Here is an 18584-nt window from a genome sequence, read left to right on the forward strand (position 1 = left end):
TTAGGCCTCTGGAACCTCGCAGGCGTGGAGATGTGGGAGCGTTTCAGCTTCTACGGCATGCAGTCGATCCTGGCGTTCTACCTCTACTACAGCGTCACCAAGGGCGGGCTGGGGCTGTCTGAGGCCGCGGCGGTCCAGATCGTCGGCGCGTACGGCGGCCTGGTCTACCTGTCCGCGGTGTTCGGGGCGTGGGTCGCCGACCGACTGCTGGGCTCGGAGCGCACCCTGTTCTACGGCGCCGTCCTCATCATGTTCGGCCACATCGCGCTCGCGGTGGTGCCCGGCCTGCTCGGCGTCGGGATCGGCCTGATCTGCGTCGCGCTCGGCTCGGGCACGCTGAAGGCGACCACCTCGTCGGTGCTCGGTGAGATGTACGCCCCGGGCGACGACAAACGCGACGCGGGCTTCTCGATCTACTACATGGGCGTCAACCTCGGCGCCCTGATCGGCCCGCTGCTGACCGGTTGGCTCTGGGGCTGGAAGGGCTTCCACTGGGGCTTCGGCGCCGCGGCGGTCGGCATGGCGATCGGCCTGATCCAGTACACCCTGCTTCGCCGCTCCACCATCGGCGACGTCGGCAAGGCGCCGACGAACCCGCTGCCCGCAGAGAAGCGTCGCACCTATCTCTTGATCGTGATCGGCGCGGTGGTCCTCATCGCGCTGCTCGCCGTGTTCGGGCTGCTTCCCGTGGAGTACCTGTCGAACATCGTCACGGTGCTGATCGCCATCGCCGCGGTCGCCCTGTTCGCGATCATCCTCACCTCGAAGCGGATCACCTCCGACGAACGCTCCCGCGTCATCTCGTTCATCCCGATGTTCCTGGCCAGCGCCACGTTCTGGTCGCTCTTCCAGCAGCAGTTCACCGTGATGGCGCTGTACTCGGACAAGCGGCTTGACCGCAGGATCCTCGGCTGGGAGATCAGCCCCTCGTGGGTCCAGTCGATCAACCCGATCTTCATCATCATCTTCGCGGGCGTGTTCGCCGCCATGTGGACCGCCCTCGGCCCGCGCCAGCCGAGCACGCCGCTGAAGTTCGCGGCGGGAACCTTCCTGATGGGCGCGGCGTTCCTGCTGTTCATCCCCTACGCAGGTGGCGGCCCGAACTCGACGCCGCTGCTGTGGATCGTGCTGATCCTGTTCTTCTTCACCATGGCGGAACTGTTCCTGAGCCCCGTCGGCCAGTCGCTGTCGACGAAGCTCGCGCCGCAGGCCTTCCACACGCAGATGATCGCGCTGTACTTCCTGTCGATCGCGCTCGGCTCGTCGATGGCGGGCGCCCTCGCAGGCCTCTACACCGAGAAGAACGAGACCCCGTACTTCCTGTGGATCGGCGGCGCGTCGATCGCGATGTCGCTGGTGATGGTGCTGCTCAACAAGTGGATCGTCAAGATGATGCGGGGTCTGCGCTGAGTCGCTAGCGTTGCCGGATGCAGGAGAACTGGTTCAGCCGCATCGTCGGCTTCGACGAGTCGGCAGGTCCCGACGCGGTCCGTGCGCGGTTGCGCGTCGAGGACGGCAGGCTCGTCTCCGACGCGAGCGAGCGTCGGCCGGCGGTCGGCACCCTGACGCTGCCGAGCCTCGCCGAACTGAGCTCGGCGCGTCCCGACTCCGGCCGGGCGGGCAGCCTCGCCGCGACGCAGGGCGAGGCGCGCGCCATGCACGCCGACCCCGCCAACAGTGGTGCGCTGATCCAGGTCGCGTCACAGTTCAACCTGTTGGAGATGGTCTCGCCGTCCGTGACGCCGGACGACGGCGTCGGCCGCTACGAGTGGGACCACACGCAGGGCCCGGCGTGCGCGATGGCGGCGGGCGCCGCGACGATCTACCGCAACTACCTGGTGCCGGTCGACGGCGGGCAAGGGCAGAGCGCGACGCGGCAACTGGACGCGCTGGCCGACCTCGGCGCCGCGCTGTCGGAGGCGACCGGCCTGGCGCCTGTTGAGCTCTGGCGGATGCGCAACGGCTACGCGCTGTGCACCGACGAGGGCCTGACGGCGATCGCGGCGCACCTGCGCGACCTGGGCGAGGAGGAACTCGACGATCTACGCGGCAGGCTGCGGATCGGGCTGGTCTCCGACGCCGAGGTGACCGACGTCGCCTCCGGCGAGCAGCGCGTCTCGCAGGCGTTGTGCTCGGCACTCCCCATCGCCTACGGCGCCAACTCCACGCATCCCGGCTGGGAGCCGTTCGCCCGGCTGGTCCTGGAGGCCAGTTACGAGGCGACGCTGCTCGCGGGGCTGGCCAACCCGCACTCGGACCGCGTGCTGTTGACGGCGGTCGGGGGCGGGGTGTTCGGCAACGATCCGTCCTGGATCGCCTCGGCCATCACGCGCGCCATGGGTCGCGTCTCCGGCGTCGAGGCCGTCGTGGTGAGCTACGCGTCGATCCCGGCGTGGGCGACCCGGATCTCGGGTGACTATCCCCCCGGCTCACTCTTCGGGTAGGCCCCTGGCGTGCAGCGCCTCCCCGGTGCGCTGCGCATACGCGACCGCGCCGACGACGGCCGGGGTGAGCAGGAAGACCGGGTTGCGCTCCGATCCCCTCGCCCTCGCGGCGTCGCGCGCGTCCTGCAGCGACCCGGCGAGGTACGGGATGGAGCGCAGCATCAGAGCTACCATCAGCGACACCGCGTCGGGGTTCACGCCAATCCACCGCAGCGGGCGCAGCCCCGTCGAGAGAGCGTCGAGCAGCACCGGCGTGGAGGTCGTCAGGGTGAGCATCCTGGAGGCAAGCACCGCCACAAGCACGTTGCCGGGCGCGACGAACGCCGCCTCGAACAGCGTCGAGGTGAGTTGATAGACGGCCATCACCGCGAGCAGCACCCACAGGTACCAGCCGAGCGCGAAGATCCGGCGCGGGCCGATCCCGGAGGTGAGCAGGCAGCCGACGGCCACCATCAGCGCGGCGAGCGTCGCCCACCATGTCCAGGCGATCAGCGGCGGGACGGCGATGGCGAGCAGCAGCAGGTACTTCCAGCCGACGGGGATCCGGAACAGCCAGCCGTCGCCTGGCTCGTAGATGCCGAAGAGGCTGGCGTGCGCGTTCACCTGCTCATCGCCCCCACGTAGGCGTCGATCGCCTCCGACGGCGCACCGTCGGCGAGCACCCGTCCCTCGTCGATCACGATGACGCGCTGCGCCTCGCGGGCGAAGTCGAGGTCGTGGGTGGAGAAGATCACCTGCTGCGGAAGCGCGCCGAGCACCTCGCGCAGCAGCATCTTGTTGCGCAGGTCGAGCAGCGTGGTCGGCTCGTCGGCGACCACGACCTTCGGCTCGACGGCGAGCACGCTGGTCAGGGCGACAAGTTGCCGCTCTCCCCCGCTGAGGTCGTAGATGGACTGGTGCGCGACCCTGCCGACGCCGCGCTCCTCGAGCAGCCTGGCGGCCTGAGCGGTGCGGGCCGCGCGGTCCTTGATCCTGGCGCGCAGGCTCAGTTCGACGTCCTCGATCGGGGTGGGCATCAGCAGTTGCGCGAGCGGGTCGGTGAACACGAAACCGACCAGCGAGCGGACCTTCTTCGAGGCCTTCACCGTGTCGTGGCCGTGCACGAGCACCTGCCCCGAGGTGGGCTCGCGGAGGCCGTTGAGAAGCCTCAGCAGCGTGGACTTGCCGGAGCCGTTGGCGCCGATCACGGCGATCCTGGACTCGGTGAGGTCGAGCGTGACGCCGCTGAGCAGCGCGCGGTCCGCCTCGCCCCGGCGCTGGGCCGGGACGACGACGGACACGTCACGCAGGTGGATCATCGTCCGAGCAGCCTCGGGAAGGCCTTGTGCACGGCGATCGCGATCAGGACGGCGATGACGGCCTTGATGATGTCGCCCGGCCAGAAGACCAGGTCTGCGGCCCAGAGGGAGCCCATCGGCTTGCCGAGGGCGCGGGCCATGCCCGCCACACCGAGCGGCCAGATCACGGCGATCCGCACCACGAGGCAGGCCGCGAGCAGCCACAGGAAGCGGAACCGCTCGGTGGAGCGCAGCACCCAGGAGGTGGCGAGGCCGATCAGGAAGGCGGAGACGATGAACGCGACCAGGTAGCCGCCGGTGGGGCCGACGAAGGCGCCGATGCCCGCCTTGCCACCCGCGAAGACGGGCAGGCCCGCGATGCCGACGACGAGATACAGGGCGACGGCGGCGGCACCGCGCCAGGCGCCGAGGCAGAGGCCTGCGAGCATCACGGCGAGGGTCTGGAGCGTGATGGGCGTGGGGAGCCCCGGGACGGGCACGGCGGGGGTGAGCGACATCGCGGCGATCAGGGCCGCGAAGACGGAGATGTAGGCCAGATCCATCGGCGCGACGGCGCGGGATCGGGTGAGGCTGTGCGTGGTCATGGGGTCTCCTCCATCGGTGGACTCACCCATCTAAGCACCATCTTTGAACAGTGTTCAAACCGACCCTCGTCACATCGGGACGGGCACCCTCGCGTCCGTCAGGAAGGAGGGCACGTCGCCCCCATGCAGGAAGTCAACCAAACTCTGCACCTCATCGCCAAGGACGATCCCCTGCCGGGCGAGCCAGGCGTCGTCACCGTAGGTGTCGGCGTAGCGCTCGCCGCGGTCGCAGATCAGCGACGCGAGCGTCATCGTCCGACCCTCCGGTCGCCCCCGCAGCGCAAGCAGCAGGCTGCCGATCAGGTTGGTTCCGGTCGAAGGGCCCGCGTCGATGCCGAACTCCTTGAGCGCCCGCATGCCAGCGACGGAGAGCACGTCGGGGACCTGGATCATCTCGTCGATGAGTTGGGGCATGAAGGACGCCTCGACGACGGACCTTCCGATCCCCTCGATCCGCGAGGTCGAGCCGACCTCGTCGCGGCTTCCGCTGCGCCAGGCCTTGTAGAACGCGCTTCCCTCGGGGTCGACCACCGCGACGGACGAGCGCCTGGCGCGATACCTGGCGAACCGGGCGATCGTGGCGGAGGTGCCCCCGGTGCCCGCGCCGACGACGATCCAGTCGGGACACCTGATCTGCTGCGCGTCCAACTGAGCGAACAGGGCGCTGGCGACGTTGCCCTCACGCCAGTTGGTGCGGGTGCTTGCGTTGGCGAACTGGTCCAGGTAGACCCACCCCGGCTGCGCGGCGAGTTCCTCGGCGACGGCGGTGACGCTCACCCCTCCCTCGACCAGTTCACAGCGGGCCCCGAGTCCCTCGAGCAACCGGATCTTCTCCGGGCTGGTGGCCGCGGGGATCACCGCGACGAAGTCGAGCCCGAGTTCACGGGCGAAGTAGGCCTCCGAGATCGCCGTCGACCCGCTGGAGGCGTCCAGCAGGGTGCCGCCCGGGCGGATGTCGCCGTTGCAGAGGCCGAACATGATCAGGGACGCGGCGAGGCGGTGCTTCAGCGAACCCGACGGATGCTGCGACTCGTCCTTCATCACCAACCGCGCACCGAGGCGATCCGGCAGCGGCACCTCGACGAGCGGGGTCTCCTCCTCGAGCGCGCAGGAGCGCACGACCTCGACCGCGCGACTCACCCAATCCGATCGCATCCCTGCCCCTTCCTCGTGACGGTTCCATCGTCGCCACCTGAGCGCCAGAAATCAAAGGCAGGTTTGCTCTACGAAACCAAAGCGCTGCTTATACTTGACCATGTTCGAAATCCGTCACTTCCGCCTCATCGACGCGCTCAACCGGACGGGTACCGTCTCGGCTGCGGCCCGGGAGCTCGGCTACTCGCAGCCCGCGATCTCCCAGCAGATCAAGCAGTTGGAGAAGGAGGCCGCGACCCCGCTGGTGCTGCGCGAGGGCCGGCGCACCCGACTCACGCAGGCGGGTGAGGTGTTCCTCCACTACGGCGCGCAGGCGATCGAGGCGGCCACCCGGGCCAAGACCGAGATCGACCTGATCGCCGGCCTGCGGGGCGGGGCGTTGACGCTTGCCGCGTTCCCTTCCGCCGCCGCCACGATCGTGCCGTTGGCGCTTGCCAGTTTCAAGGCCAAACACCCGGGCGTCGACGTGCGACTCGTCGAGGCGGACGCGACCACCGCGGTCGCCGACCTGCGCGCGGGCAGGATCGACGTCGCTGTCATCGCCCAGTTCTACTCCCCCGGCTCCCCTCCTCGCCCCGCCGAGGAGGACTGGATGTGGCGCACCATCCTTGAGGAGGACGTCTACGTGGCGCTTCCCGAGCATCACCCCGCAGCCTCGTCCCGGGTGGTGGCACTGCACGACCTCGCCGACGCCCCGTGGATCGCCGGGTGCGAGGAGTGCAGGGCGAACCTGTTCGAGGCGGCGAGCGCGGCCGACTTCGTCCCGAACATCGCCCTCGAGACCGACGACTACGTGGCACTGCAGCGCCTCGCGGCCCTGGAACTCGGCGTCGCCCTGATCCCCCAGTTGATGGTCGCCGCGGCCCGGGTCGACCCGACCCTGCGTTTCAAGGCCATCTCTCCGGCCCGACTGCGCAGAGTCAGCACGGTTTCCACTTCGACAACGCTTCGAATCCCGGGCGTTGTCCAACTGCTGGACGCCCTGCGGGAGGCGGCGATGACCATCGAGGCTCAAGGCATAGGCCACTATAAGTAAAACTTATGGAGAGTATGCCCAATAGGGCCTAGTCGTTACGGCTGGCTGTCTGCCATGCTTCACCAAACGACAAGGAGTTGGTCTCATGTTCAACGGTGAACTGCTGGCAGCAGCCCTCTCGGGTGAGCCGCAGTCAAGGTTCGGTTCGGTCTTCTGGAAACACTTTCCAACCGACGCACAACTAGGCGATGCGGCGCTTGCCGCACACGCCGAATGGGTCGAGGAGACCCATCCCCTCATAGTCAAGGCAATGAACGAGCAGTTGTACCCCCATGGGGATGAGTTCGCCCGGGCATCCGACTGGGCGACGGTGACCCCCTACGAACCGGACCATCCCGCGCTGCAGGCCCAGGTCGACCTGGTGACCCGGCTGATCGCGGAGTTCGGGGAAGATCTGCCGGTCTTCGCGACCGTGCATGGCGTGACGGCGTCGGCCTTCCACGCACGCGGCGGACCGAACGACTACGAGGAGCGGCGGCACCAGTTGACCGACGCGCTCAGGGCCGACCCGGTCACCGTCGGGTCCGCATTCGACGTGATCGGCGCGTCGTTGCTCGCCCAGACCACCGCGATGCTCGACGCGGGCGTCGACGGCATCTACCTCGCCGCGCTGGGCGGCGAGTCCTCCAACTTCACCCGCGAGGAGTTCGAGCGCCACATCCGACCGCACGACCTCGCGATCCTCGAGGCGACCCGAGCCGTGGGACGCCTGAGCTTCCTGCACATCTGCAAGGAGGACATCGACCTGGCACGCTATGCCGGCTACCCGGTCGACATCGTCCAGGTCGCGCTCCACCTGAACCCCATCACCGAGGCCCAGATGCGCGAGGCCTTCCCAGGCGCCGTCGTGGTCGGCGGCATCGACAACTTCGACCCGTACTTCCTCGGCGCTGGGGACCCTGCCGACGCAGAGTCCCTCGCGACCGGGGCGATCTCGTCCATGACCCGGAGCCGCACCATCATCGGCGCCGACTGCAGCCTGCCTGACACGACCCCCGCCGACGTCGTGGGTCGCCTCGCCTCCGCTATCTCCACCCTTTCGTCCTAGAACTGAGGTCCTCGATATGAACATTTCCCGACGTACCCTCCTCGGCTCCTCGCTCCTCCTCGGGGCCTCGGCCGGGCTCAGCGCCTGTGGCGGCTCGAAGCCGTCCCCGGACTCACCCAGCACCCCGGACGGCGGGGTCTTCCCGCCCGGCAAGATGATCATGTACGGCTACGGCCAGCCGCAGTGGCTGCTGGAGTACTACAACCCGTGGCTCGAGCGGCATCAGGACATCGCCAAGGGCGTCACCATCGACATGGTGCAGAACGAGGGTGAGGCGCAGGCGCGCCAGAAGCTCATCCAGGCCATGTCGGCCCAGGACTACGCCAGTGCCGCGGACGTCATCCAGACCTCGAGGGTCTCGCTGCTCGACATGGCCAAGAACGACATCCTCGTCGACTTCACCGACTACCTCAGCGGGATCGAGGACAAGTTGGTGCCCGGTGCCCTGAGTGACTCGGCGTACGACGGGAAGCTGTACGGACTGCCCGACTCGGTGCGGCCGCAACTGCTCTTCTACAACCAGGACATCCTCGACACCTACGGCATCGATGCCGAGAGCCTCTCCACGATGGACGGTTACCTGGAGGCCGGTCGAAAGCTGAAGACCGACTCGAAGGGTGCCGTCCAGTTGAGCCAGATCGACCCGACGACCCTGGCCTGGCGCTACTGGGGACGTCGCGGTCTGCTTCCCCAGGCAGGGGCCCAGATCTGGGGCGACGACGGCAGCGTCGTGTTCGGCGACTCCGAGGGCACTCGCAAGGCGCTGGGTTACCTGGGGACGCTTCAGAGCGAGGGGCACCTGTTCGTCACCAAGATGTTCCAGGCTCCGCTCTATGACGCCATCAAGGCTGGCAAGATCGCGACGTTCTACATCGGAGCATTCTTCGACGAGTTCCTGCGCGGCAACGTGGCGGACATGGCCGGCAAGTGGCGGGCCCAGCCCGCCCCCGTCTTCGAGGACGTCGGCACCGCCGGAGCGCCGGTCATCGGCCTGTTCTGCGCCGTCAAGAAGCCGGAGGGGCAGTACTCCGCCCTGTGGCAGCAGCTCTGGAACGACTTCCAGTTCGACGCAGAGGCGCGACAGACCTGGACCACCAAGATGGTCGAGGAGAACGCCCCCTACGCGAACCCGATCGCGTTGGACCTGCTCAAGGATCCGTTCTGGAAGGAGCCGTCGGACTTCTACGGCGGCCAGTCGTTCCGCGAGACGGAGGCACTCGGCCTGCAGAACTCGTCCGCCAACCTCCGGGTGACGAAGGACGACGCGGAGGCCGACGCCCTCATCTCACCCGAGCTCGAGAAGTTCATCGCCGGCGATCAGTCGATCGACGATGCCATCAAGAATGCCCACGAGGCCTTGAAGAGCCGGATCAGCACCACCGACCCCAAGTAGCGCCATGCTGAGCTTCGCCCGACGCCACGGTGCCGGCTACCTGTTCATCGTTCCGTTCTTCGCGCTCTTCCTCGTCTTCCAACTCTTCCCGATCCTCTGGACCTTCTACATCTCGACCCAGGAATGGTCAGGGCTCGGGGAGCCGGAATCGGTGGGGCTCAAGAACTTTCGGTTGCTGCTGACCGATCCGCAGTTCTGGGATGCCACGGCGAACACGCTGATCTACTGGGTCTGCGGCCTCGTCTTCATCCTGCCGCTGGCAATGGGGATCAGCCTGCTGCTGAACAAGCGCGACCTCCACGGTCTGCGCACGTTCAAGACGTTGACCTTCCTGCCGTATGTCTGCGCGACGGTCGCCATCGGCCTGATCTTCAACATCATGTTCGACACGCAGCAGGGCCTCGTCAACGAGGTACTCGGACTCGTGGGACTCGACCAGGTCGGGTGGCTGACCACGACCACCTGGTCCAAGGTTCCGGTCATCGTGCTCAACGTGTGGCGTCACACACCGTGGTTCGCCCTGATCCTCCTCGGCGGCCTCCTCAACATCCCTCGGGATTACTACGAGGCCGCCAAGGTGGACGGCGCGGGCGCGGCTCGCACCTTCTGGCACATCACCCTGCCGTCGCTGCGGCCGGTGCTGATGTTCTGCATGATCATGATCACGGTCGAGTCGTGGAACATCTTCGCCGAGCCGTTCATCATGCGGGGGCCAGGCACGTCCAACGTCAGCCTGTTCCAGTACATGTACGAGAGTTCGTTCCGGCTGTTCAAGTACGGCTACGGGGCCGCCATCGGCGTCGCCCTGACCCTCATCCTGGCCCTCGTCTCGATCATCCAGTTGTTCCTGATGCGAAAGGACGCCGACGCATGAAACGCCCGTCCGGAACCATCTCCGCCCGTGCCGGCCGCTGGATCTGCTACACCCTGATGCTGATCATCACGGTCTACTCGATCCTGCCCGCCGCGTGGATGATGCTGATCGCGCTGCACCCCAAGTCCTCGTCGATGACGGGGGCGGCGGTGCTGGACATGTCGAACCTGACGCTCAGCAACTTCCCGGAGGTCAACCGGCTGATCCCTGTGTGGACCAACATCGGCAACTCCTTGTTCACCACGGCGATCGGCACCGTGACGACGCTGTTCTTCTGCTCCCTCGCGGGGTTCGCGTTCGCAAAGATCCGCTTCCCTGGGCGTGAGTTCCTGTTCTACGCACTGGTCGGGACGATGCTGGTTCCGCCGGAGGTCGCTGTCATCCCGCTCTTCATGATCATGACGGACCTGAGCCTGACCAACTCGCTCTGGTCGCTCATCATCCCGAAGATGGCCACAGCGGTCGGGATCTTCTACATGCGCCAGTACATCAAGGCCGTTCCGGACGAGGTGATCGAGGCGGCCCGCGTCGATGGATGCGGCCCGTTCCGAACCTACTGGCAGATCGTGCTTCCCATGATCAAGCCGGGCCTTGCCGTCTGGACCACCCTGACCGTGATCGCGCGCTGGAACGACTTCTTCTGGCCGCTGGTGTTCCTGCGCTCGCAGGAGAAGTACACGCTGATGCAGGCGATCTCGCTGCTTCCCGTCGGCGAGGGCCTCTCCACGCCATGGCCGATCATCATGGCGGGCACCGCAATCGCGATCGTCCCGCCAGTCATCGGATACGTGATCTTCCAACGGTTCCAGAAGGCAGACATGACGGCAGGCGCCGTCAAGGGATGACTCAGATCTCCGTCACCTCGCCGGTGGTGAGGTTGATCGCCTCGCCTCCGGTGTCGGCGACCGCCTCCTTCACGGCGGCGGCGAGCGTCGGGCCGAAGCCGGGGACCTCCGCGATCTCCTCGACGGTGGCCTGACGCAGCTTCCGCATCGACCCGAAGTAGGTCAGCAGGGCCTTCCTGCGTAGCTCCCCCAGGCCGGGCACGCCGTCGAGGAGCGACTCGACGACGTGCTTGGCCCGGCGGGAGCGGTGGTGCGTGATCGCGAACCGGTGGGCCTCGTCGCGCAACCGCTGCAGCAGGTACAGCCCCTCGGAGGCGCGCGGCAGGATCACCGGGTAGTCCTCTCCTGGCAGCCACACCTCCTCGAGGCGCTTGGCGAGGCCGCTGAGCGCGATCTCGTTCTCGAGGCCGAATTCGCGCAGCACCTCCGCCGCCACGTTGACCTGCGGCTGTCCACCGTCGACCACGATCAGGCCTGGGGCGTAGGCGAACTTCGCCGCCGCCCCTGTGGTGGCGTCCACGTGCACGTCCGAGGCGCGCTCGTCCACGAGGCGGCGGAGCCGTCGGGTGAGCACCTCCCGGATCGCGGCGACGTCGTTGCTGCCCTCGAAGCCCTTGATGATGAAGCGGCGGTACTCGCTCTTGCGCGGCATACCGTCCTCGAAGACCACCATCGAGCCGACGACCTCGGTGCCCATGGTGTGCGAGATGTCGTAGCACTCGATCCGCAGCGGAGGCTCGGACAGGTCGAGGGCCTCTGCGACCTCCTCAAGGGCGAGGTTGCGGGTCGTCAGGTCCGTGGCGCGGCGCAGCTTGGCCTGATCGAGGGCCAGTTCCGCGTTCTTGACGACCGTGTCGAGCAGCGCCCGCTTCTCCCCCCGCAGCGGCACCTTGATCGTCACGTTGCTGCCTCGGCGGACGGTCAGGTGCGCCGCGACGGTGTCCTCCGCCTCGATGGAGGAGAAGACGTGCGGCGGGATCTCGAGGTCGTCGGTGTACAGCTGCTCGAGGAAGGCCTCCAAGAGTTCTGTGAGGGGGCGGTCGTCGGCCCGGTCGGCGATCCAGCCGCGCTCCCCCAGGATCCGGCCGTCGACGACGTGGAAGACCTGCACGGCGACCTGCTGGCCGTCGTCGGCGAGCCCCACAATGTCGGCGCGGAGCCCGTCGCTCAGCACGACGGAGTTCTTCTCCTGCACCTTCCTGAGCGCTGCGAGCGAGTCGCGCAGCACCGCTGCCCGCTCGAAGTTGAGGTCGGCGGAGGCCTGGTACATCTCCCGCTCGATCCTGCCGATGATGCCGCCGGTGTTGCCCGCCATGAACGAGCAGAAGTCCTCGGCGATCTCGCGGTGCTCCTCCGGCGTGACCCGGCCGACGCACGGCGCCGAGCACTTGCCGATGTCGCCGAGCAGGCAGGGGCGACCCGACGACCTGGCCCGGTTGAACACCCCCTGCGTGCAGGAGCGCATCGGGAACACCCGCAGCAGCAGGTCGACCGTCTCGCGGATCGCCCACGCCTGGCCGAACGGCCCGAAGTAGCGGGTGCCGCGCTTCTTGGCGCCGCGACCGACGAACACGCGCGGGAACTCCTCGCTCATCGTGACGGCGAGCCACGGGTACGACTTGTCGTCTCGGTACTTGACGTTGAAGCGCGGGTCGAACTGCTGGATCCAGGTGTACTCGAGTTGCAGCGCCTCCAGTTCGTTGGCCACCACCGTCCACTCGACCTTGTTGGCGGTGCGCACCATCGTCTGGGTGCGGAAGTGCAGCGCGGACGGGTCGGCGAAGTAGGAGTTCAGCCGCTGCCGCAGGTTCTTGGCCTTGCCAACGTAGATCACGTTGCCGAACGCGTCGAAGAACCGGTACACCCCCGGATCGGTGGGAATCGCACCGGGACGGGGACGGTAGGTAGCTGGATCGGCCATGTCAGCGATCTTAGGCGGGTAGCCTGAAGCCATGCCCGAGTCGTCACCCAGACACGTCACCGTCACCGAGTCCCCCCAGCCGACGGCGGCAGACATGCACGCCTACCGCGAGCAGTTGGCGGCCTTCCGCAAGCGCAAGAACTGGGCGCTCGTCGTCGGCATCGTGGCAACGGTGCTCGCGGTCGCGTCGATCGCGCTCGGCGGGGCGCTCGCCCTCGGCCAGTTCAACACCCAGTTCCTCAACACCAGGACCGGCGAGTGGGTCGCGCAGCGGCACGTGCCTGGCGCGTCAGGCACCGTCTCGCTGCCCGACCCAGGCCGCTACGCCATCACCAAGCCCGACGGCGTCGCGCCCGCCTGCACCGTGGCAGACATGGACGGCACCGCGGTGCCCGTCGCCATGGAGCAACTCCCTGAGGCCAACGGCAAGACCCTGCAGGTCTTCGACGCGGAGAAGGCCACCTACACGGTCACCTGCGAGGGCGGCCAGAGCGGCGTGGTGGTGTTCGCCGTCGACGACCTGCCGATGGTGGTCAACGGCTGGGTCTCCGAGTTGGCGAAGGTCGCGCCGTTCCTGATCCTCGGCGTCGCGCTGCTGGTGGTCGGCCGGATCGTGCCGCGCCGGATCGCACCGGAGTCGATGCGACCCGTCATCCCCTCCTAGACGTCCAGCAGCGGCTTCAGGAACGCTCCGGTCGCCGACAACTTGTTCGCCGCGACCTCTTCGGGGGTTCCCGTGGCGACCACCGTTCCGCCGCGCGATCCGCCGTCCGGCCCCATGTCGATGATCCAGTCGGCCGACTTGATGACGTCCAGGTTGTGTTCGATGGTCACGACGGTGTTGCCCGCGTCGACCAGGCGCTGCAGCACCGCGAGCAGCCTGCGGATGTCCTCGAAGTGCAGGCCCGTGGTGGGCTCGTCGAGCACATACAGCGTCCGCCCCGTCGACCGCTTCTGCAGTTCGGCCGCCAGCTTGACGCGCTGCGCCTCACCGCCGGACAGGGTCGTGGCGGGCTGCCCGAGCCGGACGTACCCGAGCCCGACCTCCGTCAGGGTCTGCAGGTAGCGCGCGATCGAGGAGATCGGCGCGAAGAACTCGACGGCCTCGCTGATCGGCATGTCGAGGACCTCGGCGATCGTCTTGCCCTTGTAGTGCACCTCGAGCGTCTCGCGGTTGTAGCGGGCACCGTGGCACACCTCGCACGGCACGTACACGTCCGGGAGGAAGTTCATCTCGATCTTGATGGTGCCGTCGCCCATGCAGTTCTCGCAGCGCCCGCCCTTGACGTTGAAGGAGAAGCGGCCCGGCATGTAGCCGCGGACCTTCGCCTCCGGCGTCTGCGCGAACAGGTTGCGGATCTTGTCGAACACGCCGGTGTAGGTGGCGGGGTTCGAACGCGGGGTGCGACCGATGGGCGACTGGTCGACCTGGATCACCTTGTCGATGTTCTCCAACCCGTCGAGGGCCTTGTGCTTACCCGGCACGGCCTTCGCGTTGTAGATGGCCTTCGCGGCGGCGGTGTAGAGGATCGAGTTGACCAGCGACGACTTGCCCGACCCCGACACGCCGGTCACGGCGATCAGTTCGCCGAGCGGGAAGCTGACGTCGACGCCGCGGAGGTTGTGTTCGCGGGCCCCCCGCACCGCGATCGACAGGCCGTTGCCGGTGCGTCGCACGGCCGGGACTGGGATCGACAGCCTGCCGGACAGGTAGGCGCCGGTGATCGACTCCTTCGTGGTCAGCAGTTCCTTGACGGGGCCCGAGACGACGACCTCGCCGCCCCCCTCGCCCGCGCCGGGGCCGATGTCGACGGCCCAGTCGGAGGCCCGGATGGTGTCCTCGTCGTGCTCGACGACGATCAGCGTGTTGCCGAGGTCGCGCAACCGGTGCAGCGTCTCGATCAGCCGCAGGTTGTCGCGCTGGTGCAGCCCGATCGACGGCTCGTCCAGCACGTAGAGCACGCCGACCAGGCCGGAGCCGATCTGCGTCGCGAGCCGGATCCGCTGCGCCTCGCCGCCAGACAGCGTCCCGGCGCCGCGGGACAGCGTCAGGTAGTCGAGGCCGACGTCGAGCAGGAACTTCAGCCGGGCGTTGATCTCCTTCACGAGCCGCTCAGCGATGGCCGCCTCCCGCTCGGTCAACGTCAGCGAGCCGAGGAAATCGGAGGCCTCACCGATCGACAGGTCGGAGATCTGGGCGATGTTGCGCTCCGCGACCGTCACGCCCAGCGAGGACGGCTTGAGTCGCGCCCCACCGCACGCCGCGCAGTTGATCTCACGCATGTAGCCGCCCCAGCGTTCCCGAGCCGAGTCGGTCTCCGCCTCGTCGTAGCGGCGCCGGATGAACGGGATGACGCCCTCGTAGCGCTGCGAGAAGGACCGCACCCGCCCGAACCGGTTGCGGTACTTGACCACGACGTTGCCCTTCGCGCCGTGCAACAGCAACTTCTGCACCGCGGCGCTCAGGTCCTTCCACGGCGTCGTCATGTCGAAGCCGTGCTCCTCACCGAGCGAGGTCAGCACGTGCTCGTAGTGCGACTTGATGGTCGCGGTGTTCCACGGCGCGATGGCGCCCTCGTCGAGCGTCAGGTCGTCGTTGGGGATGATCAGTTCGGGGTCCGGGTCGAGCAGCGTGCCGAGGCCGGAGCACTCGGGGCAGGCTCCCCACGGCCCGTTGAAGGAGAACTGGCGCGGCTCCAACTCGTCGATGTTGACGTCGTGGTCGTTGGGGCAGCCCATCTTCTCCGAGAAGCGGCGCTCCCGCTCCGGGTCGTCGACCTTCAGGTCAACGAAGTCGGCCACCACGACGCCGCCCGCCAGGTTCAGCGCCGTCTCGATCGACTCGGTGATGCGCTGCTTCGCGTTGGGTCGCACGACGGCGCGGTCGACCACGACCTCGATGTTGTGCTTGCGGTTCTTGTCGATGCTCGGCAGTTCGGTGAGCGGGAACGTGTCGCCGTCGATGCGGACGCGGCTGTAGCCGTCGCCGATCAACTGGCGGAACAGTTCGGCGTGCTCGCCCTTGCGGCCGCGCACCAGCGGCGCGAGGATCTGGAACCTGGTGCCCTCGTCCATCGACATCAGCCGGTCCACGATCTGCTGCGGCGTCTGCCGCCCGATGACGGCGCCGCAGACCTCGCAGTGCGGCACGCCGATGCGGGCGAACAGCAGGCGCAGGTAGTCGAAGACCTCCGTGATGGTGCCGACCGTGGATCGCGGATTGCGGCTCGTCGACTTCTGATCGATCGACACCGCGGGGGAAAGCCCCTCGATGAAGTCGACGTCGGGCTTGTTCATCTGGCCGAGGAACATGCGCGCATAGGCCGAGAGCGACTCGACGTAGCGGCGCTGGCCTTCCGCGAAGATCGTGTCGAACGCAAGCGACGATTTGCCCGACCCGCTGAGCCCCGTGAACACGATGAGCGCGTCACGCGGGAGGTCGAGGGAAACATTCTTGAGGTTGTGGACGCGTGCGCCACGCACTACCAGCCGATCATTCACGCCCGCCATGGTACGTCTTTGATAACTTGGGCACATGCCGACCAATCGCGCCGAGTTCGCCGAGGTGGTGAGCGCGGTTCGCGATCACACTGCACTGCTGCTCGGCACCACCATCGGATACTCCGACGACGACTGGGCCGCGCCCACCGGTTTGGCGGGCTGGACCCGCAGCCATGTGGCCGCCCATCTCGCCGAGGGAGCCAACGGGATGGTGCGCGTCATCCACGGCATCGACTCCGGCACCCCGACCCGGATGTACGAGTCGCAGGCGGCCAAGCACCACGCGATCGAGGTGGGAGCCCTGACGAGCGGGCTCGCCCTGCAGATCCGGCTGGACACGTCCGCAAGCGAACTGCAGCGCGAATTCGCCGCCCTCGAGGGCGACACGCGTCCCGTCGCGCTGCGGGCCGGCTACCGGATCCCCGCGAGCCAGATGCCGCTCGCTCGCCTCGGCGAGGTGGTGCTGCACCACATGGACCTCGGAAGCCAGTTCTCCACCGCCGACCTCACGCCCGAGATCGCGGTGGCGCTGCTCGCGTTCCACGTCGACCGGATCGGCAGGCGCGACGACTTCCCACCGCTCCGGCTCGTCGCCGACGAGGGCTACGAGGGCTCCGTCGGCCGGTCCGGGATGCCGACGCAGATGAACGGCCCCGCAGGCGACCTGGTCGCATGGCTGGCCCGCGGCACCGAGTCGCCCCGCATCTACCGATCGACGGAGTCGGACGCCTGACCTGGGCCTGAAGGATGCCTTGCGCAGCCTGCCCCTCCCGGGAGCCAACCGCCGCGGCATCGCCCAGCAGCGACACGATCGGGCCCGATCGGCCCCTTGTGCTGCTAGCCTGCGCGTCGAGCCGCGAGAGGCGGCGTTGACCAGCAGAGGAACAACCGTGACGCAGCCGAACGACCCGACCCCCGACTTCCAGCCGGGCGGAAACCAGCCGAACGACCCGCAGGCTGTTCCCCCGCAGCAGGGCGCCCCCGGCCAGCCCTTCCCCGGCCAGCCTCAGGGCAACCCCGGACAGCCCGACCCGTACGCGCAGCAGGCCCAGGCAGGCGCACAGCCAGGGCAGCAGGCACCGGGCCAGCCCGGTCCTTACCCGCACCCCGGCGTGCAGGCGCCGTCGAAGCCCGGTCCGGTGCGACGCGTGCTGAGCTTCATCGTGATCGCCGCGGTCGTCGGCGTCGGCGGTTTCGCGCTGTACAGCAACTTCGTGAGCAACGCCGCGCTGAAGGCCGGCAACTGCATCGTGATCACCGGTGAGGAGGGCGACCTCGACCACAAGGAGGTCAAGTGCGACGACGACGCCAACTACTCCTACCTGGTCACCGAGGTGACCAACGGCGAGGCGGCCTGCGGCGAGGCCGAGGTGCCCTACACCATCTCGTCGAAGGGCAAGTACTCCTCCAAGGAGAAGACGAACAAGACCACCTGCCTGATCCCGAACTTCATCGCGGACAAGTGCTACAAGATCGTCGACGACACCATCTGGGACTTCCAGATCGCCGACTGCGCGGGCGCCGACTTCAAGGTCACGAAGGTCGAGGAGTCCGCCACCGCCAACTGCGAGACCCCCTCTGAGCCGCTGCTCGAGTTCGCCAAGGGCAACCGCAGCTACTGCGGGACGTTCAACTCCTGACGCGACGGCGTCACCCTGCCCGGACGGGCGGCCCCAGCAACGGGGTCGCCCGTCCGTCGCGTCCGGACTGCGCTTCGGCCACTCGACGACCGCTTTCTTCCCGCGGACCTGCCGTGACCTGCTACCTTTCCGCCAGCGTCGAGGACAGGACCGCCCATGACACAGCCTCCAGCCGAGAGAGACGGAGCTGAGCAGCGTCCGGCTCCCACGCCTTCACCCCCACCGGAACCGGCACCGGGCGCGGCGAACCAGTCACTGCCCCAGCAGCAGCCGTGGCGACCCCCGTCGAAGCCGTCGACGCCCATGAAGCCCCTGCACAAGTGGCTGATCTGGGGAGTGGCAGGCGCAGTGATCGTCGCGACCCTCGGCCTGGTCGGCTACCGCGCAATGCAGCAGGTCGGCGACGAGGCCGCACTGCAGGTCGGCCACTGCCTCGTGCACGGCGAGGGGACCACGGACCTCACGTACCACCGGATCGACTGCAACGACGCTTCGCAGTATTCGTACCTCGTGACGGAGTTCAACAAGGGCACCACCTGCGTGGACGACCAGGCCGCGCCGCTCACCGTCACGACCAAGGGTCGGTTCGGAACGCTGCTGGAGACCACCAGTTGCCTGATCCCCAACTTCCAGGTGGACGGGTGCTACTCCACGGTCGAGGAGGGGAGGCACGAGTACCGGCTGAGCGACTGCGCGGCGGCGGAGTTCCGGGTCACTCAGCGTGCGGACGCCGCGTCGATCACGTGCGAGGGTCCCGCCGTCGCCTACGAGTTCCAGAAGGCCGGCCGCAGTTACTGCCTCGTTCCCGCCGGCTGAGGGTCACCCAAGGGCGAACGGCGACGGTT

The 18584-nt window shown here is 67.9% G+C and carries 17 protein-coding genes; 11 read left to right on the forward strand and 6 right to left on the reverse strand.

What is annotated here, in order from left to right; genetic code table 11:
- Positions 1 to 30 precede the first annotated feature (30 nt).
- Together BW730_RS07515 and BW730_RS07520 are read left to right on the forward strand one after the other, a co-directional pair.
- A complete protein-coding gene (locus BW730_RS07515) occupies positions 31 to 1410 on the forward strand; it encodes a peptide MFS transporter (protein WP_237267999.1) in 1380 nt (459 codons plus the stop codon).
- A gap of 17 nt (positions 1411 to 1427) precedes the next feature.
- A complete protein-coding gene (locus BW730_RS07520) occupies positions 1428 to 2444 on the forward strand; it encodes a hypothetical protein (protein ID WP_077685708.1) in 1017 nt (338 codons plus the stop codon).
- On the opposite strand, the gene BW730_RS07525 is transcribed toward BW730_RS07520, so the two are convergent.
- From BW730_RS07525 to BW730_RS07540, 4 genes are all read right to left on the reverse strand, one after another.
- The gene (locus BW730_RS07525) at positions 2430 to 3047 is read right to left on the reverse strand and encodes an energy-coupling factor transporter transmembrane component T family protein (RefSeq protein WP_077685709.1); all 618 of its coding nucleotides are present in this window, start codon (positions 3045 to 3047) and stop codon (positions 2430 to 2432) included. The genes BW730_RS07520 and BW730_RS07525 overlap by 15 nt on opposite strands.
- Entirely contained in the window at positions 3044 to 3742 is a 699-nt protein-coding gene (locus BW730_RS07530; RefSeq protein ID WP_077685710.1) for an energy-coupling factor ABC transporter ATP-binding protein, read from the reverse strand. Before BW730_RS07530 ends, BW730_RS07525 begins: the two co-directional genes overlap by 4 nt.
- Positions 3739 to 4326 carry a biotin transporter BioY gene (locus BW730_RS07535; protein ID WP_226997134.1) on the reverse strand — a complete coding sequence of 196 codons (588 nt, stop codon included), beginning with the start codon at positions 4324 to 4326 and terminating at the stop codon, positions 3739 to 3741. Before BW730_RS07535 ends, BW730_RS07530 begins: the two co-directional genes overlap by 4 nt.
- Positions 4327 to 4395: 69 nt before the next feature.
- Positions 4396 to 5466 (reverse strand): PLP-dependent cysteine synthase family protein, encoded by a 1071-nt coding sequence (locus BW730_RS07540; RefSeq protein WP_226997135.1) that lies wholly within the window; start codon positions 5464 to 5466, stop codon positions 4396 to 4398.
- A 115-nt stretch (positions 5467 to 5581) separates the two neighbouring features.
- Here BW730_RS07540 and BW730_RS07545 point away from each other — a divergent pair, with 115 nt between their 5' ends.
- The 5 genes from BW730_RS07545 to BW730_RS07565 all read left to right on the forward strand — a co-directional run bounded on the left by BW730_RS07545 (position 5582) and on the right by BW730_RS07565 (position 10677).
- Positions 5582 to 6517, forward strand: a complete 936-nt coding sequence (locus BW730_RS07545; protein ID WP_077685712.1) for a LysR family transcriptional regulator — start codon at positions 5582 to 5584, stop codon at positions 6515 to 6517.
- Between the two features lie 85 nt (positions 6518 to 6602).
- On the forward strand, positions 6603 to 7565 hold the full coding sequence (locus tag BW730_RS07550) for a uroporphyrinogen decarboxylase family protein (protein ID WP_077685713.1): 963 nt from the start codon (positions 6603 to 6605) through the stop codon (positions 7563 to 7565).
- A gap of 16 nt (positions 7566 to 7581) precedes the next feature.
- Positions 7582 to 8958, forward strand: a complete 1377-nt coding sequence (locus BW730_RS07555; RefSeq protein WP_145952765.1) for an ABC transporter substrate-binding protein — start codon at positions 7582 to 7584, stop codon at positions 8956 to 8958.
- Positions 8959 to 8962: 4 nt separating this feature from the next.
- A complete protein-coding gene (locus BW730_RS07560) occupies positions 8963 to 9832 on the forward strand; it encodes a carbohydrate ABC transporter permease (protein ID WP_077685714.1) in 870 nt (289 codons plus the stop codon).
- Positions 9829 to 10677 (forward strand): carbohydrate ABC transporter permease, encoded by an 849-nt coding sequence (locus BW730_RS07565; RefSeq protein WP_077685715.1) that lies wholly within the window; start codon positions 9829 to 9831, stop codon positions 10675 to 10677. The genes BW730_RS07560 and BW730_RS07565 overlap by 4 nt, the downstream gene beginning before the upstream one ends.
- A 1-nt stretch (position 10678) precedes the next feature.
- Here the strand turns inward: BW730_RS07565 and uvrC are convergent, their stop codons facing one another.
- Entirely contained in the window at positions 10679 to 12598 is a 1920-nt protein-coding gene (uvrC, locus tag BW730_RS07570) for an excinuclease ABC subunit UvrC (RefSeq protein ID WP_077687566.1), read from the reverse strand.
- Positions 12599 to 12629: 31 nt separating this feature from the next.
- Here uvrC and BW730_RS07575 point away from each other — a divergent pair, with 31 nt between their 5' ends.
- Positions 12630 to 13262 carry a hypothetical protein gene (locus BW730_RS07575; RefSeq protein WP_145952766.1) on the forward strand — a complete coding sequence of 211 codons (633 nt, stop codon included), beginning with the start codon at positions 12630 to 12632 and terminating at the stop codon, positions 13260 to 13262.
- Here the strand turns inward: BW730_RS07575 and uvrA are convergent.
- Complete coding sequence (uvrA, locus tag BW730_RS07580; RefSeq protein WP_077685717.1) at positions 13259 to 16108, reverse strand: excinuclease ABC subunit UvrA; 2850 nt, start codon at positions 16106 to 16108, stop codon at positions 13259 to 13261. The genes BW730_RS07575 and uvrA overlap by 4 nt on opposite strands.
- A gap of 25 nt (positions 16109 to 16133) precedes the next feature.
- On the opposite strand from uvrA, the gene BW730_RS07585 reads away from it, so the two are divergent.
- The 3 genes from BW730_RS07585 to BW730_RS07595 all read left to right on the forward strand — a co-directional run bounded on the left by BW730_RS07585 (position 16134) and on the right by BW730_RS07595 (position 18555).
- Positions 16134 to 16832: a maleylpyruvate isomerase family mycothiol-dependent enzyme gene (locus BW730_RS07585; protein ID WP_077685718.1), complete on the forward strand. Its 699-nt coding sequence runs from the start codon at positions 16134 to 16136 to the stop codon at positions 16830 to 16832.
- Between the two features lie 157 nt (positions 16833 to 16989).
- Positions 16990 to 17739, forward strand: a complete 750-nt coding sequence (locus BW730_RS07590; RefSeq protein ID WP_077685719.1) for a hypothetical protein — start codon at positions 16990 to 16992, stop codon at positions 17737 to 17739.
- Positions 17740 to 18042: 303 nt separating this feature from the next.
- Positions 18043 to 18555, forward strand: coding sequence for a hypothetical protein (locus BW730_RS07595; RefSeq protein WP_077685720.1), 513 nt, complete (start codon positions 18043 to 18045; stop codon positions 18553 to 18555).
- Positions 18556 to 18584 lie beyond the last annotated feature (29 nt).

It is taken from the genome of Tessaracoccus aquimaris (genome assembly GCF_001997345.1).
Classification (GTDB): domain Bacteria; phylum Actinomycetota; class Actinomycetes; order Propionibacteriales; family Propionibacteriaceae; genus Arachnia; species Arachnia aquimaris.